Annotated in this window: 13 protein-coding genes and 1 pseudogene; 10 read left to right on the plus strand and 4 right to left on the minus strand. The window is 62.5% G+C overall.

The features are described from left to right. Nucleotides 1–52: 52 nt before the first annotated feature. From ELQ88_RS31080 to trxA, 3 genes are all read left to right on the plus strand, one after another. The gene (locus ELQ88_RS31080) at nucleotides 53–511 is read left to right on the plus strand and encodes a YbaY family lipoprotein (RefSeq protein ID WP_138969225.1); all 459 of its coding nucleotides are present in this window, start codon (nucleotides 53–55) and stop codon (nucleotides 509–511) included. Continuing rightward, nucleotides 508–1164 (plus strand): 50S ribosomal protein L11 methyltransferase, encoded by a 657-nt coding sequence (locus ELQ88_RS31085; RefSeq protein WP_138969226.1) that lies wholly within the window; start codon nucleotides 508–510, stop codon nucleotides 1162–1164. Before ELQ88_RS31080 ends, ELQ88_RS31085 begins: the two co-directional genes overlap by 4 nt. A gap of 185 nt (nucleotides 1165–1349) precedes the next feature. Further along, nucleotides 1350–2222: a thioredoxin gene (trxA, locus tag ELQ88_RS31090; protein ID WP_128872478.1), complete on the plus strand. Its 873-nt coding sequence runs from the start codon at nucleotides 1350–1352 to the stop codon at nucleotides 2220–2222. 381 nt (nucleotides 2223–2603) lie between these two features. On the opposite strand, the gene ELQ88_RS31105 is transcribed toward trxA, so the two are convergent. Next, nucleotides 2604–2948 (minus strand): hypothetical protein, encoded by a 345-nt coding sequence (locus ELQ88_RS31105; RefSeq protein ID WP_128872479.1) that lies wholly within the window; start codon nucleotides 2946–2948, stop codon nucleotides 2604–2606. 134 nt (nucleotides 2949–3082) lie between these two features. On the opposite strand from ELQ88_RS31105, the gene ELQ88_RS31110 reads away from it, so the two are divergent. The 6 genes and pseudogenes from ELQ88_RS31110 (at nucleotide 3083) to ELQ88_RS31130 (ending at nucleotide 7234) form a co-directional block, all read left to right on the plus strand. Continuing rightward, the gene (locus tag ELQ88_RS31110) at nucleotides 3083–3661 is read left to right on the plus strand and encodes a DUF2796 domain-containing protein (protein WP_138969227.1); all 579 of its coding nucleotides are present in this window, start codon (nucleotides 3083–3085) and stop codon (nucleotides 3659–3661) included. A 39-nt stretch (nucleotides 3662–3700) separates the two neighbouring features. Further along, nucleotides 3701–3778 (plus strand): annotated as a pseudogene (locus ELQ88_RS34905) (YqgE/AlgH family protein); the annotation flags it as partial. Nucleotides 3779–3806: 28 nt separating this feature from the next. Continuing rightward, complete coding sequence (locus ELQ88_RS31115) at nucleotides 3807–4517, plus strand: ABC transporter ATP-binding protein (RefSeq protein WP_128872481.1); 711 nt, start codon at nucleotides 3807–3809, stop codon at nucleotides 4515–4517. A 1-nt stretch (nucleotide 4518) separates the two neighbouring features. Further along, nucleotides 4519–5784 (plus strand): ABC transporter permease, encoded by a 1266-nt coding sequence (locus tag ELQ88_RS31120; RefSeq protein ID WP_138969228.1) that lies wholly within the window; start codon nucleotides 4519–4521, stop codon nucleotides 5782–5784. A gap of 11 nt (nucleotides 5785–5795) precedes the next feature. Further along, nucleotides 5796–6314, plus strand: coding sequence for a DUF3299 domain-containing protein (locus ELQ88_RS31125; RefSeq protein WP_138969229.1), 519 nt, complete (start codon nucleotides 5796–5798; stop codon nucleotides 6312–6314). Between the two features lie 221 nt (nucleotides 6315–6535). After that, a complete protein-coding gene (locus ELQ88_RS31130) occupies nucleotides 6536–7234 on the plus strand; it encodes an OmpW family outer membrane protein (RefSeq protein ID WP_128872484.1) in 699 nt (232 codons plus the stop codon). Between the two features lie 112 nt (nucleotides 7235–7346). On the opposite strand, the gene ELQ88_RS31135 is transcribed toward ELQ88_RS31130, so the two are convergent. Then, nucleotides 7347–8285: an NAD-dependent epimerase/dehydratase family protein gene (locus tag ELQ88_RS31135; protein WP_128872485.1), complete on the minus strand. Its 939-nt coding sequence runs from the start codon at nucleotides 8283–8285 to the stop codon at nucleotides 7347–7349. Beyond that, nucleotides 8278–9162, minus strand: coding sequence for a sugar nucleotide-binding protein (locus tag ELQ88_RS31140; RefSeq protein WP_128872486.1), 885 nt, complete (start codon nucleotides 9160–9162; stop codon nucleotides 8278–8280). The genes ELQ88_RS31135 and ELQ88_RS31140 overlap by 8 nt, the downstream gene beginning before the upstream one ends. Before the next feature lie 215 nt (nucleotides 9163–9377). Here ELQ88_RS31140 and ELQ88_RS31145 point away from each other — a divergent pair, with 215 nt between their 5' ends. After that, nucleotides 9378–13694, plus strand: a complete 4317-nt coding sequence (locus ELQ88_RS31145) for a DEAD/DEAH box helicase (RefSeq protein ID WP_138969230.1) — start codon at nucleotides 9378–9380, stop codon at nucleotides 13692–13694. Between the two features lie 135 nt (nucleotides 13695–13829). Here the strand turns inward: ELQ88_RS31145 and ELQ88_RS31150 are convergent, their stop codons facing one another. Next, complete coding sequence (locus tag ELQ88_RS31150; protein ID WP_138969231.1) at nucleotides 13830–15947, minus strand: mechanosensitive ion channel domain-containing protein; 2118 nt, start codon at nucleotides 15945–15947, stop codon at nucleotides 13830–13832. Between the last annotated feature and the right edge of the window lie 126 nt (nucleotides 15948–16073).

Below are 16073 nucleotides of genomic sequence, written 5' to 3' on the forward strand. Positions count from 1 at the left end.
ACAGACGGGTTATATCGTTTGATCCATGGATTTCACCCAGCTGGAGCCACCAATGTCCATACGACCGCTTATTTTGCTCAGTCTTTTCAGCCTGCTGGTGGCCTGTAGCAGCGATGCGCCCCAGCCACCGACACCCGGCCCAGCGCCGCAACAGGCGCAAAAGAAAGCCAAGGAGTCTGCCGACCTCGGCCCGTTGCCCGCGTATCAACGTGAATTGAGCGGCACCTTGCAAGGCGTGCCGGCCGGCGCAGAAGTCGAACTGGCGCTGCTGGTGATCGACAACCAGGACCGCCCGCAACAATTGCTCGCCAGCTCCAGCCTGATCGGCACCAACCAGGTGTTGCCATTTCGCCTGCGTTTCAACCCCGAATCCTTTCCGGCAGGTGTCCGCGTTGAACTGCGTGGCCGCGCCAGCCAGTCCGGTCAGTTGATTTTGCACCTGCCGTCGCAAGTCATCACCCAGCCAACGACCCAGGCGATGGGTCAACTGCAGTTCGTCAAAGCACCATGATTGCACCGCTCGACCTGCAACAGGCGTTGGCCGGACTGCTCGGTGATGCACAGCTGGTGGCTTGTGCCTTGCCGGATACCGAACTGAAGCTTTGGCTGATCGACGGCGACAAGATGGACCGCGCCTTCAGCCCGGAAGAAACCCGGCGGATTCTGCATGAGCCGCCGTACTGGAGTTTCTGCTGGGCCAGCGGGCTGGCGGTGGCCCACTATCTGACTGAATTCCCTGAATGGGTCAAAGGCAAGCGGGTGCTGGATTTCGGCGCCGGTTCCGGGGTGGCGGGGATTGCCGCCGTCAAGGCCGGGGCGCTGGAAGTGGTGGCGTGCGACCTGGATCCGCTGGCAATCGCCGCGTGTCGGGCGAATGCCGAACTCAATGAGGTACAGCTCAGCTACTCGACGGATTTTTTTGCCGAGGCGGATCGGTTCGATCTGATTCTGGTGGCCGATGTGCTGTATGACCGGGCGAATCTGCCGCTGCTCGACGAGTTCCTGAGCCGCGGCCGGGAAGCGTTGGTGGCGGATTCGCGGGTGAGGGATTTTCGTCATCCGCTGTATCGGCGCATCGAGATGCTGGAGGCGATGACCTTGCCCGATCTAGCCGAGCCTGAAGAGTTCCGGCATGTGAGCCTGTATCACGCGCGGCGCGGCTAAAAGCATCGCGAGCAAGCTCGCTCCCACAAGTTCAGCGGTGCTCTCAAGACCGCCGCTGAACCTGTGGGAGCGGGCTTGCTCGCGAAGGCGCCCGATCAGGCAACACACCTCCCGACGCCCCACCCTTCCGGCCACACCCCGCCAAGCCGTATAGTTGCCCCATCCACGCTTTTACGAGATCCTCCATGAGTCAGGAAATGCCGTACATCTTCGACGCCACCACTGCCGACTTCGAGCAATCGGTGATCGAGAACTCTTTCCACAAACCGGTGCTGGTGGATTTCTGGGCCGAATGGTGTGCGCCGTGCAAGGCGCTGATGCCGATGCTGCAAACCATCGCCGAGAGCTATCAGGGCGAGTTGCTGCTGGCCAAGGTCAATTGCGACGTCGAGCCGGACATCGTCTCGCGCTTCGGCATTCGCAGCCTGCCGACGGTCGTGCTGTTCAAGGACGGTCAGCCGGTGGACGGTTTTGCCGGTGCGCAACCGGAATCCGCCGTGCGCACAATGCTTGAACCCCATGTGCAGATGCCGCCGCCCGCGGCAGCCGATCCATTCGAACAGGCTCAGGCACTGTTCGATGACAACCGCTTTGCCGACGCCGAAGCCGCCCTTACAGTGCTGCTGGGCGAAGACAACACCAACGCCGGGGCGCTGATTCTTTACGCCCGCTGCCTCACCGAACGAGGCGAGTTGGGCGAAGCGCAAACCGTGCTCGACGCGGTCAAGAGCGATGAACACAAGGCGGCCCTGGCCGGTGCCAAGGCACAGATCCAGTTTCTCGGCCAGGCCAGGGACCTGCCGGATGCGGCGGACCTGAAAGCGCGCCTGGCGAAAAACCCGCAGGACGATGAAGCGGTGTACCAGCTGGCGATCCAGCAGCTGGCCCGCCAGCAGTACGACGCAGCGCTGGATGCCTTGCTCAAGCTGTTCATCCGCAATCGCAGCTACAGCGAAGGCTTGCCGCACAAGACGTTGCTGCAGGTGTTCGAACTGCTGGGCAACGATCACCCGCTGGTGACCACCTATCGCCGCAAGTTGTTTGCTGCGCTGTATTGAGGGTCACTGCAAACCGCGTCATCGTTCATCGCCAGCAAGCCGGCGCCCGGTAGGAGCTGGCTTGCCAGCGAAGAGGCCGTCACATCCAGCATTAATGTTGTCTGACACGCCGCTTTCGCCGGCAAGCCGGCTCCTACAGTATCGGGATCATCCCAAATTCCCCGAACGCCCCTGTGGGAGCTGGCTTGCCAGCGAAGAGGCCGTCACATCCAGCATTAATGTTGTCTGACACGCCGCTTTCGCCGGCAAGCCGGCTCCTACAGTATCGGGATCATCCCAAATTCCCCGAACGCCCCTGTGGGAGCTGGCTTGCCAGCGAAGAGGCCGTCACATCCAGCATTAATGTTGTCTGACACGCCGCTTTCGCCGGCAAGCCGGCGCCTACAGCCAGCGGTACAGCGGTGTATCCCCGCCGCTCTCTACCTTCACGTCCGGGCAATGCCGCAGTCGCACCAGCAGCCGCTTGCCCGACGCCGCACTGCCCGTCAGCCCTTCAAGCTGCTCCAGCAGATCCGGCCCGCTCAATTGCCCGGCCTTGCGCAGCAGGTCCTTGGCAATCTGCCACAGGGCATCATCCTGATTCACCGGTTTGGCCGCGGCGACAACGGCCTCGGCCTCGGGTTTGCTCACCTGCAACTGCGCACCCAGCCGTGCCCAGTCGGCGTCATCGAGCTCCAGCGTCAAATCCACCGGCCAGTCACCGATGCTTCCGCGTATACGCAACATAAGTCTGCTCCTGCACATTTCTGACTCACATGCTCCCATGGGACTTGTGCAACGCCAAGCGGGCGGTCAAACTCTGCGCACTTATGTTATAAGATCACATAACAAAATATTCATTTTACTTCCGGAGACTCGTCATGCGCCGTCTGCTTCTCGCTCTGCCGTTTGCCTTGCTGCCGCTGGCCGTCGCCCATGCTGGCGACGAACATGACCATGAGCACGGCAGCCTTGGCGTCCACGAACACGGGGTCGGTCGCTTGAATGCAGCGCTGGACGGCCAGACCCTGGAACTGGAACTGGAAAGCCCGGCGATGAACCTGGTGGGTTTCGAACACGCCGCCACCACCGACGCCGACAAGGCCAAGGTCGCCGCCGTCCGAGCGCAGCTGGAAAAACCATTGGCGCTGTTCAATCTGCCAACAGCCGCCGGCTGCGTGGTGGCGACCCAGGAACTGGAAAGCCCGTTGTTTGGCGACAAGCCGGATGCCGACGATGATCACGACCATGACGCCAAGGACGAGCATCACCACGACCACAGCGACATCCACGCGCATTACCAATTCAGTTGCTCGGCCCCCGGCGCGCTGAAGACCCTGGACCTGGCGAACATATTCAATACCTTCCCGGCGACCCGGAAGATTCAGGTACAACTGATCGGCCCGAGCGGGCAGCAAGGGGTCGAAGTGACGGCCACGGCGGCTGCCCTGAAATTCTAAATTCACCGTCGATCCCCTGTAGGAGCGAGCTTGCTCGCGATGGTAGGCAACGATAACGCTGAAAGCCTGACACCCCGCGGCGCTCTCAGGTTGATCGCGAGCAAGCTCGCTCCTACGGGTCATCAACATTTATGAAGCCGGTTAAATGACCCAAGCACTCATCGAACTCACCGACCTGGGCTTCAGCTGGCCCGGTCACCCGCCACTGCTGGATATCCCGGCGTTTCGCCTGGAGCCGGGTGAAACCTTGTTCCTCAAAGGCCCCAGCGGCAGCGGCAAGACCACCCTGCTCGGCCTGCTCGGTGGGGTGCAGAAACCCGATCGCGGCAGCATCCGCCTGCTCGGCCAGGAACTGACCGAACTCGGCGCGGGCGCGCGTGATCGTTTTCGTGTCGATCACACCGGCTACATCTTTCAGCAATTCAACCTGCTGCCGTTTCTCTCGGTGCGCGAGAACGTCGAGTTGCCCTGCCACTTCTCCAGACTGCGCGCCGAACGGGCGATCCAGCGCCACGGCAGTGTCGATCAGGCCGCCGCCACCTTGCTCGCGCATTTGGGCCTGAAGGATCAAAGCATGCTCGGCCGTCGCGCCGATTCGTTGTCCATCGGCCAACAGCAACGGGTCGCCGCCGCACGGGCGTTGATCGGCCAGCCGGAACTGGTGATCGCCGATGAACCGACTTCGGCCCTGGATTACGACGCCCGGGAGAATTTCATCCGCTTGCTGTTCGCCGAATGCCGCGAAGCCGGATCGAGCCTGTTGTTCGTCAGTCACGACCAGAGCCTGGCGCCGTTGTTCGATCGCAATCTGTCGCTGGCCGATCTCAATCGCGCCGCCACCCCGTTCGAGGTCTGAGATGTATTTGTTCCGTCTAGCCATGGCCAGCCTGGCTAACCGCCGCTTTACCGCGATCCTCACCGCGTTCGCCATCGCCCTGTCGGTCTGCCTGCTGCTGGCGGTGGAACGGGTGCGTACCGAGGCCAAGGCCAGTTTCGCCAGCACCATCAGCGGCACCGACCTGATTGTCGGCGCCCGTTCCGGCTCGGTGAACTTGCTGTTGTACTCGGTGTTCCGCATCGGCAACGCCACCAACAATATCCGCTGGGACAGCTTCGAACACTTCGCCAACAACCCGAAAGTGAAGTGGGCGATCCCGATGTCCCTCGGTGACTCCCATCGCGGATATCGGGTGATGGGCACCACCGAGGCGTACTTCGAGCATTACCAGTACGGCCGCCAACAACACCTGGCGCTGGCCGCCGGTCGTGCCTTCGCCACAGACCCGTTCGAAGTGGTGCTCGGAGCCGAAGTCGCCGACGCATTGCACTACAAGTTGGGCGAAAAACTGGTGCTGGCCCACGGCGTGGCCGTGATCAGCCTGGTCAAGCACGACGACAAACCGTTCACCGTGGTCGGCATTCTCAAGCGCACCGGCACCCCGGTAGACCGCACGTTGCACATCAGCCTCGGCGGCATGGAGGCGATCCATGTCGATTGGCACAACGGCGTGCCGGCCCGCGGCAACGGTCGGATCAGCGCCGATCAGGCCCGCAACATGGACCTGACGCCGCAAGCGATCACCGCGTTCATGCTCGGTCTCAACAGCAAGATTTCGACCTTTGCCCTGCAGCGCGAGATCAATGAGTTCCGGGGCGAACCGATGCTGGCGATCCTGCCGGGGGTGGCGCTGCAAGAACTGTGGAGTTTGATGAGTACGGCGGAAAAGGCCTTGTTCGTGGTGTCGCTGTTCGTGGTGTTGACCGGGTTGATCGGCATGCTCACCGCCATTCTCACCAGCCTCAACGAACGGCGGCGCGAGATGGCGATTCTGCGCTCGGTGGGCGCCCGGCCTTGGCACATTGCGACCTTGCTGGTGCTGGAAGCGTTTGCGTTGGCGCTGTCGGGGGTGATAGCCGGCGTGGCGCTGCTCTATGTGGGCATCGCCGCCGCCCAGGGTTATGTCCAGGCCAATTACGGCTTGTATCTGCCCCTTGCCTGGCCAAGCGAATATGAATGGACGCTGCTCGGTGGCATCCTGTGCGCCGCCTTGCTGATGGGCAGCGTGCCGGCCTGGCGCGCGTATCGCCAATCCCTGGCTGATGGCCTGTCGATCCGACTATGAGGACGCTGAAGATGCCCCGCGCTGTGCTTGCGCTGTTGATGCTGGTCGCCCTGCCGCTGTGGGCGGCCGCGCCGAAAGACCTGACCTGGTCGGAAATGATCCCGCCTGACGCCGCACCGGAAGTGCCGAACATGACGCCACTGCACGACCTGTCGCAAATGGGCGACGCGCTGGCTGCTGAATCGGCGCCCGCGGCCAGGCAGGACATGCCGGATGCGCCGGTGGTGAACACCCTCGATGGCCAGAACATCCGTTTGCCTGGCTACATCGTGCCGCTGGAAGTCAGTGAAGAAGGTCGCACGACGGAGTTTTTGCTGGTGCCTTATTTCGGCGCCTGCATTCATGTGCCGCCACCGCCATCGAACCAGATCGTGCATGTGAAAAGCGCAGTCGGTGTGAAACTCGATGAGTTGTATCAGCCGTACTGGATCGAGGGGGCGCTGCAGGTCAAGGCATCGAGCAGTGAGTTGGCTGATGCGGGGTATCAGATGGAGGCGGACAAGATTTACGCGTATGAACTGCCGGAGTGAATCCGACCATTTTGTGTTCAAGGAAGGCCCCTTCGCGGGCAAGCCGCGCTCCTACAAGGACACCACCAATCCCGTAGGAGCGAGGCTTGCCCGCGAAGAGGCCCTCAAGAACATTACAAGAACCAAGGCCATCACTGTTTCATTGAGCTGAATCAAAAGACCGGACCAGACGCTTCCGTACCATTGGACATCGAACATTTTTAACGTCCTCTGGAGCCTCCATGCACAAGTCCTTGCTCAGCGCTTCGCTGTTCGCCCTCGCGCTCGCAGCCCCGCTCGCCCATGCCCATGACGCCGGCGACATCATCGTTCGTGCCGGTGCGATCACCGTCAACCCGGAAGCCGACAGCTCCAGCGTCAAGGTCGATCAAGGCCCGCTGGCGGGTGCCGACCTGGGCGGCAAGGCCACCATGAGCAGCGACACGCAACTGGGCCTGAACTTCGCGTACATGCTCGACAGCCATTGGGGGATCGAGCTGCTCGCGGCCTCGCCGTTCGAACATGACGTGAAGCTCAAGGGCACCGCCCTGGGGGCGGCCAACGGTAAACTCGGCAGCCTGAAACACCTGCCGCCAACCTTGAGCGTCGTGTACTACCCACTGGACGCGAAGTCCGTGTTCCAGCCGTATGTCGGTGCCGGTATCAACTACACCTGGATCTATGACGAGCACGTCGGCAGTGAAGCCAGCGCCAACGGTTTCAGCAACTTCAAGGCGGAGAACTCCTGGGGCATGGCGTTTCAGGTGGGCGCTGACTACATGCTGACCGACAACGTGATGATCAACGCCCAGGTGCGCTACATCGACATCGATACCACTGCGACTGTGGAGAATAACGCCGTGGCGCAGGGCACCCGCGCCAAGGTCGATGTCGACGTGGATCCGTTCATCTACATGGTTGGGCTCGGTTACAAATTCTAAGCCCGCCACCAGCTCTCTATAGGAGCTGGCTTGCCAGCGATGGTCTCAAGAACGACGCCTTTATTCAGAAAGAACGCGTTATCGTTGACGTCCATCGCGAGCAAGCTCGCTCCTACAATGAGTGGAGTCCCAGCAACCGCGCCAGACCAACGCGCAGCGGGGTTTGCTGCGGATAGGTAAAGCGCTCCAGCAATCGCCGGTTGTTCGCCCGTGAATGGCGAATGTCACCCGAGCGCGCCGGGCCGTAGCTCACGGGCGGCAACTGACCGACCACCGCCTCCAGCGCTTCAAGCATTTGCTTGAGGGTGGTGGCCTGGTTCCAGCCGACATTGACTGCGCCAACCTCGACCTGTGGTTGCTCGATGGCTTGCACCAGCAAGTCGACCAGGTCTTCGACGTAGACAAAATCACGCGTCTGCTCGCCATCACCGAACACGGTGATCGGCAGGCCTTTCTGCGCCCGCTCGCTGAAAATGCTGATGACCCCGGAATACGGCGAGGACGGATCCTGTCGCGGGCCGAAGATGTTGAAGAAACGGAAGATCACCGGTTCCAGAGCATGTTGGCGACGGTAGAAATCGAAATAATGCTCGCTGGCCAATTTGTCCGATGCGTACGGCGTCAACGGGGCCTTGGGCGTCTCTTCATCGATCGACTCACCTTCGCCGTTATTGCCGTAGACCGCTGCGCTGGATGCAAACAGCACCCGCTTGACGCCGGCCTGGCGCATGGCTTCGCAGACATTCAGCGAGCCGATGAAGTTGCTCTGGTGAGTCTTCACCGGATCGTCCACCGACGCCTGCACCGAAGCCACCGCCGCCAGGTGCGCGACCGCGCTGCAGCCGACCATCGCCCGCGCCACCAGTGCCGAGTCGGCAACATCGCCCAAAATCAGTTCGACCTTGGGGTTATCCAACGGCAGATTACTGCGTTTGCCGGTGGACAGGTCATCGAGAATCCGCACCGAATGGCCCTTGGCGAGCAAGGCATCCGTCAGGTGCGAACCGATGAAACCGGCACCGCCGGTGATGAAAACAGGGCCGTCAGCCATGGCGATAAAACCTATCCAGTAAGCCCGGGAGTGCCGCGCGCCAGGCGCGGGGCTTGATGCCGAACGTGTGCAGAATTTTCTTGCAGGCCAGCACCGCGTGTTGCGGCTCTTCGGCGGCATCCGGACGCGCGGCGTGAGCCTGGGCGGTCGGTGCTTCGATGGCCAGCGGGTGCAAGGCACGGGCTTCGGTCAGGATCGCCTGCCCCAGCGCCAGCGGCGTGGTCGCCTCATGCCCGGCGTAATGATAGGTGCCCCACAGCGGCGCGGCACAATCGAGTTGCTTGAGTACCGAAATGATCACCCGTGCGGCGTCATCCACGGGCGTCGGATTGCCTCGACGGTCGTCGGCCATCAGCAGTTCTTCAGGCGTTTCTGCCCGAGCGAGAAAACGCCCGAGGCTGCCGTCGGGACTGTCATCGAGCAACCAGCCGAAACGCAGCAGCACATGTTGCGGACAAGTGGCGCGTACACTTTTCTCGATCCGCCACAAGGCCTGACCGCGCAGCCCCAGGGGCACAGGCTCGTCTTTTTCGCTGTAGGCCGTGGCTCGGGAGCCATCGAACACGCGATAGCTCGACGGTTGCAGCAGAACGATGTTGTGATGCTGGCACAGCTCGGCCAGACGCTCGATCGCCCGTTCCTGCCCGGCCAGACGCTCCTCGCTGACCACCTCCGCCTGGAACCAGTCGAAGTAGTAGGCGAGGTTGATCAGCGCGTCCGGGCGGGTGTCGTCGAGCAGTTGCGTCAGGCTCGCGGCATCCCAGCCGTCTTGCGGTGGGCGGGGGGCGAGGAAGCCGATGTCTTCCTCCGCACCGAGGCGAATCAGCGCCTGCCCAAGGGCATTTCCGCCGCCCAGTAACATAAGGCGCATTCGCATAGAGTCAGCAGGCCCAGTCTGATTGGAACAATGGCTAATCGACATTGCGCGCGGGCAATGTCGTCGATAGTGCCGGAATCGTTGCATTTTGCGGGTTTAGAGCGCAACCGTCATCCGTAAAGTGTACATCTCCCGCAATTGTGGTGCTGCCACTGGCCAATAGAGAGCTTGAGCGGTACTTGCAACTTCACACCCCCACCCGCATAAATTACCCCATGAACCTGCCCATCCCCGCAGACAGCGCCCTGACAGGCTTCCACCCTGCCGTCAGCGCCTGGTTCGGCAACACGTTCCCGACGGTCACCGCCGCCCAGGCCCGGGCGTGGCCGTTGATTCGCCAGCACCGTTCAACATTGATCGCCGCCCCCACCGGGTCCGGCAAGACCCTCACCGCGTTTCTCGCGGTGATCGATGACCTGGTCCACCGCGGCCTGGAAACCGCCGGTGGCCTGCCCGACGAAACCCTGGTGGTCTACGTCTCGCCGCTGAAAGCCTTGTCCAACGACATCCAGATCAACCTGCAAAACCCGTTGGCCGGCATTACCGAGCAATTGCGCCTGATGGGCCTGCCCGAACTGCAGATCACGACCGCCGTGCGCACGGGCGATACGCCGCAAAAAGACCGCTCGGCCATGCGCAGGACAGCACCGCACATTCTGGTGACCACGCCGGAATCGCTGTACGTGCTGCTTGGCTCCGACTCGGGTCGGCAAATGCTCAAGACCACGCGCACGGTCATCGTCGACGAAATCCATGCCATTGCCGCCAGCAAACGCGGCAGCCACCTGGCCCTGAGCCTGGAACGCTTGCAGGCACTGTGCACGCAACCCTTGATGCGCATCGGCCTGTCTGCCACGCAAAAGCCGATCGAAGCGGTCTCGCGTTTTCTGGTCGGTCGCGACCGTCCGTGCGACATCATCGATATCGGCCACGCCCGGCCGCGCGACCTGGACATCGAAGTGCCGCCCGTGCCGTTATCGGCGGTGATGGCCAACGATGTCTGGGAACTGGTGTATGACCGCCTCGCCGCCCTCGCCCGCGAGCACCGGACCACGCTGATCTTCGTCAACACCCGGCGCCTGGCCGAACGCCTGAGCCGGCACTTGAGCGAGCGTCTGGGCAAGGACGCGGTCGCCGCCCACCACGGCAGCCTGGCCAAGGAGTTTCGCCTCGACGCCGAGCAACGGCTCAAGCGCGGCGACCTGCAAGTGCTGATCGCGACCGCCTCGCTGGAGTTGGGGATCGACATCGGCGACGTCGACCTGGTCTGCCAGATCGCCTCGCCGCGCTCGATTGCCGGGTTTCTGCAACGGGTCGGCCGCTCCGGGCACCAGGTCGGCGGCACGCCCAAGGGGCGGTTGTTTGCCACCACCCGCGATGACTTGATCGAATGCATCGCCCTGCTCGACTGCGTGCGTCGCGGCGAACTCGACACCTTGCAGATTCCCCGGGCACCGCTGGACGTACTCGCGCAACAGATCATCGCTGAAGTCAGCTGTCAGGAATGGCAGGAGCAGGCACTGCTGGAGCTGTTCCGCCGGGCCTCGCCTTATGCCGAACTCGACGAACAGCATTATCAGGCGCTGCTGCACATGCTCGCCGACGGCTACAACGGGCGTCAGGGCATCCGCAGCGCTTACCTGCACCGCGACGCCGTGACCCGCACGTTGCGCGGTCGTCGGGGCAGCAAACTGACCGCCGTGACCAGTGGCGGGACCATCCCGGACAACGCCGACTACAGCGTATTGCTGGAGCCTCAAGGGCTGAACATCGGCAGCGTCAACGAAGACTTCGCGGTGGAAAGCATCGCCGGCGACGTCTTCCAGCTAGGCAACACCTCTTATCGAATCCTGCGGGTGGAAACCGGCAAGGTCCGGGTCGAAGACGCTCAGGGTCAGCCGCCGACCATCCCGTTCTGGCTTGGTGAAGCACCCGGTCGCAGCGATGAACTGTCGTTTGCCGTGGCACGCTTGCAAGGGCAACTCGATGACCTGCTGGGCGCCACGCCCGGTGACTTGCAGCCCGCGCTCGACTGGTTGACCGACACCCTGGGCCTCAATCTGGCCAGTGCCGAGCAACTGGTGGATTACCTGGCTCGTGCACGGCTGACCCTCGGCGCCCTGCCCTCGCAAGACACGCTGGTGATGGAGCGGTTTTTCGACGAGTCCGGCGGCACCCAACTGATCATCCACACCCCGTTTGGCAGCCGTATCAACCGCGCCTGGGGGATGGCCCTGCGCAAGCGCTTCTGCCGCACCTTCAACTTTGAACTGCAGGCGGCCGCCAGCGAGGACGCCATTGTGCTGTCGCTGTCCAGCAGCCACAGCTTTGAGCTGGATGAGGTCTGGCGGTATCTGCACAGCCACCGCGCCGAGCACATCCTGACTCAAGCGGTGCTCGAAGCGCCGCTGTTCGGCGTACGCTGGCGCTGGAATGCCGGGGTGGCGCTGGCGCTGCCGCGTTACACCGGTGGGCGCAAAGTCGCACCGCAGATCCAGCGGATGAAAAGCGAAGACCTGATCGCCAGCGTGTTTCCCGATCAGATTGCCTGCGTGGAAAACCTCGCCGGCGAACGGGAGATTCCCGAGCATCCCCTGGTGGAACAAACCCTGGACGATTGCCTCCACGACGCCATGGACTGTGAAGGCTGGCTGGCCTTGTTGCGCCGCATGGAGCGTGGCGACGTGCGCCTGATCAGCCGCGACCTGCCTGCCCCCTCGCCGCTGGCGGCAGAAATCCTCAGCGCCCGGCCCTACACCTTTCTCGACGATGCGCCGCTGGAAGAGCGTCGCACGCAAGCCGTGCTCAATCGTCGCTGGACCGACCCGCAATCCACCGACGACCTCGGGGCGCTGGATGCCGAGGCCATTCAAGCCGTGCGCGACGAAGCCTGGCCCGCGCCCACGGGCATCGATGAAATGCATGAGACGTTGATGAGCCTGGCGTGCATCACCGATGCCGAGGCACAGGCCAACCCTCATTGGCGCGAATGGCTGAACGCCTTGGCCGACAGCGGCCGCGCCAGTCGCTTGCAGATCAACCCGGCGCAATCACTGTGGCTGGCGCTGGAGCGGCTGACCTGTGTGCAGGCGATTTATCCACACGCCCCATTGTCGCCGCCGCTGGAGGCGTTGCCGGGTTTCGATGAAGTCTGGAACACGGACGCTGCGGCACTTGAGGTGGTTCGCGGGCGGCTCAGCGCCTTTGGTCCGTTGCCGCTGCACGCGATTGCCGCCCCCTTGGGACTACCGACGATTCAGGTCACCCAGGCGCTGGCCCAACTGGAGCGCGAAGGCTATGTGCTGCGCGGCCAGTTCACGCCCGGAGCCCCGCAGGAAGAGTGGTGCGAACGGCATCTGCTGGCGCGTATTCATCGCTATACGGTCAAGCGTCTACGGCGGGAAATCGAGCCGGTAGCGCTGCAGGACTTCATGCGCTTTCTGTTTGACTGGCAGCATCTGTCCGCGGCGACCCAAGGCCAGGGCAGCGCGGTGTTGCCGGCGATTGTCGCTCAGTTCGAAGGCTACCCTGCCGCGGCTTCGGCCTGGGACAGCGACATTCTGCCGGCGCGGATCAAAGGGTATTCGGCGAGCTGGCTGGATGATCTGTGTCGCAGCGGCAAGCTGGTCTGGACCCGCCTGACTGCGCGCAACAAGAGCGCCAGCATGGCGTTGCGCAGCACGCCGATTCTGCTGCTGCCGCGCAGTCAGGTCGGGTTGTGGAGCAGCCTGACCGAGCAAACCCCGGTCGACGAACTGTCGCCGAAAACGCAAAAGGTTCACCAAGCCCTCAGTCAACACGGCGCACTGTTTTTCGATGAGCTGATGCACGAAGCGCACCTGCTGCGCTCGGAGCTGGAAATCGCCTTGCAGGAGCTGGTAGGCGCCGGACTGGTGAACGCCGACAGCTTCGCCGGCCTGCGAGCGCTGATCACCCCCGCCAGTAAACGCCAGGCCCGCAGCAGCCGACGCGGGCGCGGGGCGTTTGTCGGCGGGATGGACGATGCCGGGCGCTGGGCCTTGCTGCGCCGCGCAGCTGCCGCGCCGGTGGTGGATAACAAACGTCCGGCGCCGACGCCGGGCGATACCCTTGAACATATCGCCATGACCTTGCTGCGCCGCTATGGCGTGGTGTTCTGGCGTCTGCTGGAACGCGAGGCGGACTGGCTGCCAAGTTGGCGGGAATTGCTGCGCACCTTCCATCGGCTGGAGGCGCGGGGTGAGATTCGCGGCGGGCGGTTTGTCAGTGGTCTGGCGGGCGAGCAGTTCGCATTGCCTGAAGCGATTCCGTTGCTGCGCGAAGTTCGGCGCCGGCCCCATGACGGGAGTCTGGTAGCCGTGTGCGGGGTTGATCCGCTGAACCTCGCGGGTACGCTGTTGCCCGGCGCGAAAGTGCCGGCGTTGGCGAGTAATCGGTTGGTGTATCGCGATGGATTGCCGGCGGCGGCGGAGATTGCCGGCAAGCAGGTTTTCTGGCTGGAGTTGGATCAACAAGCCAGTGCTGAGGTGCGTAGCAAGCTGATCCGGCATTGATGTTGTCTGGCCTGGCCTCTTCGCGGGCAAGCCCGCTCCCACAGGGGATTTGTGTCGATCACAAAATCATGGTCCAACACAGATCGAATGTGGGAGCGGGCTTGCTCGCGAAGAGGCCATCAGCATCAACACAAGCTACTGGGTCCGCGGCTGATCCGGCAACAACACCGACGAATGCTCCGCCATCCCCCCGGCGTCTTCCGGCTCATCCACCCGGCGCCCAGGCATCAACACCTGCTGTGGATAAGTCTGCGCGAAATGCACCCACGGGCTGTTATCCACAAGCTTTTTCAAGCGCTGATTGAACGCCCGGCTCACCGCATATTGCCCGCCCGACACAGTGCGGAACTGCGCCGTCAGCACCACGCCGTTGAGGTCCATCTTGTCGACGCCAAACACATCCAGCGGCCCTTGCAGGTTGTACTTGAGGAACGCATCGTCACGGATCGAATCACCCGCCTCGCGGATCAGTTCGATGGCCTTGTCCACGTCAGTGTCATAGGTGAACTGCACCGAGAAAAACGCATAAGCGAATTGTCGCGATTGGTTGGTCACCGCCTTGATCTGCCCGAACGGCACCGAGTGCACGAACCCCTTGCCGTCACGCAGGCGCAACGTGCGGATGGTCAGGCCTTCGACCGTACCGGCGTGACCGGAATCGAGCACCACCCAGTCGCCGATCGACAAGGTGTCTTCGATGATGATGAACAGCCCGGTGATGACGTCCTGCACCAGTTGCTGCGAGCCGAAACCGATGGCCAGGCCGACCACCCCGGCGCCGGCCAGCAGCGGTGCGACGTTGATGCCCAGGTTGGCCATGGTGGTGATCGCACAGATCACCACCAGGATGATTTTGATCGCGTTGCGCAGCAGCGGCAGGATGGTTTTGACGCGTGTACTGGGTTGCGCCGCGCGTTTGTTGACCGGCGGTTTCAGTGCTTCCTGGATCGCCGTATCGAGCACTACCCAGAGCAGCCAGGTGACCAGAAAGATAAGCCCGATGCTGCTCAACGAATCGCTGATGGCACGGCCCACCGAGTTGCGCTCGGCAAACTCGAATAGCGACACACCCCAGATCCGCCCGAGGACTTCAATGAAAGCCACCGCCATGACGATCCGCGACAAGGCGTGCAGCAGGCTGAGAAACCGCTCCTTGTAAGCGCTGCTGCGCTTGAGCGCTTCGGCCTGGCTCGACTTGAACATATGCTGGAAGATCGTGCTGAGAAATACCGTGGCAATCAGCAAAATGGTGGTGAACAGCGCACAGCGCAGCGCCTTTTGATTGTCCTCGCCGACGCCGATCAGGTTGATCACCGAGACCATGACCATCAGCAGGATCGGCCAATACCAGAGCCAGGAAAAAATTCGCAGCGATTCCTGTAACGAAGGCTGTTTGAGGCGTTGGGCCAGCGGTCGATTGCGAATCAGGTGCGCCACCGGACGACGCAGATGGATCACCAGCAAACCGAAGATGATCGAGGCGAACAGACCGGTAAACACCGCAATGCCGCTGGTGATATTGGCGCCCAGTTGCCGGGCGATTTGCGGGCTGGTCAAGGCGTCGCTGAGCGCTGCGAGGAAGCCGATCAGAAACAGCGGTCTGGGGCAGTAATCGCGGATGAGCTGCACCGCCGTGCGCTTGTGTCCGGTGTTGAACATGACAATCACGCAGAGCAGCATCGAGGTGGAGAAAATGCCGCTGCTGGTGGCGTAGGCGAAGCACAATGCCAGGGCGCGACCCACCGAGGCTGGCAGGAAGTGGCTGACATAGAGCGTCAAGGGCAGGCAGATCACGGCCGGCAAGGTGTAAGGCAGCAAGTAGGTGAGCAAACCCTGGCTGCGTTGGCGGGTCCGCAGCCAGTGCCCCTGGTTCAGGCGTTTGGCGAGAATGCCACCGAGTACGGTGAGCAAGGCAAAGACACCGAGCCAGACCCCGGACAACATCAGAAAATCACCCGCCTCGCTCCAGCCTGAACGACTCGAGGGCCGATTGACCAGCTTGTCCACTTCATCCACCGCCCGATCCGCCCGCAAGCGCCAGGCGTCGACCAGGTTTTCGTTGAGATCGAGCTTGTCCTGAACGTCGTCGATGCTGGAGCTGATGGCCCCGAGCAAACCGCCCTGCACCAGTGGCTCGGCCTTTGCGGCTTCCTCCGTGGCGTCAGGAACACCCGGCAGTGTGGCGGCTTCCAGCTCGTTGCTGCCTAAGAACAGCAACGCCCCCAGCAGTATCGCGGTCTTGAATTTGAGCAAAACGCGGAGCTCCTTGAAAAGGGACTGTCAGGAACTGATTGAAAAATGACGGTCAAGTTCACACACCGCCTTGTCGGAGCCGGCTTGCTGGCGAAGGGGCCCTTGAGTGGTGCGGTGTTGTTGAGA

Origin of the sequence: Pseudomonas sp. MPC6 (assembly GCF_006094435.1) — a bacterium.
In the GTDB taxonomy this organism is placed as follows: Bacteria; Pseudomonadota; Gammaproteobacteria; order Pseudomonadales; family Pseudomonadaceae; genus Aquipseudomonas.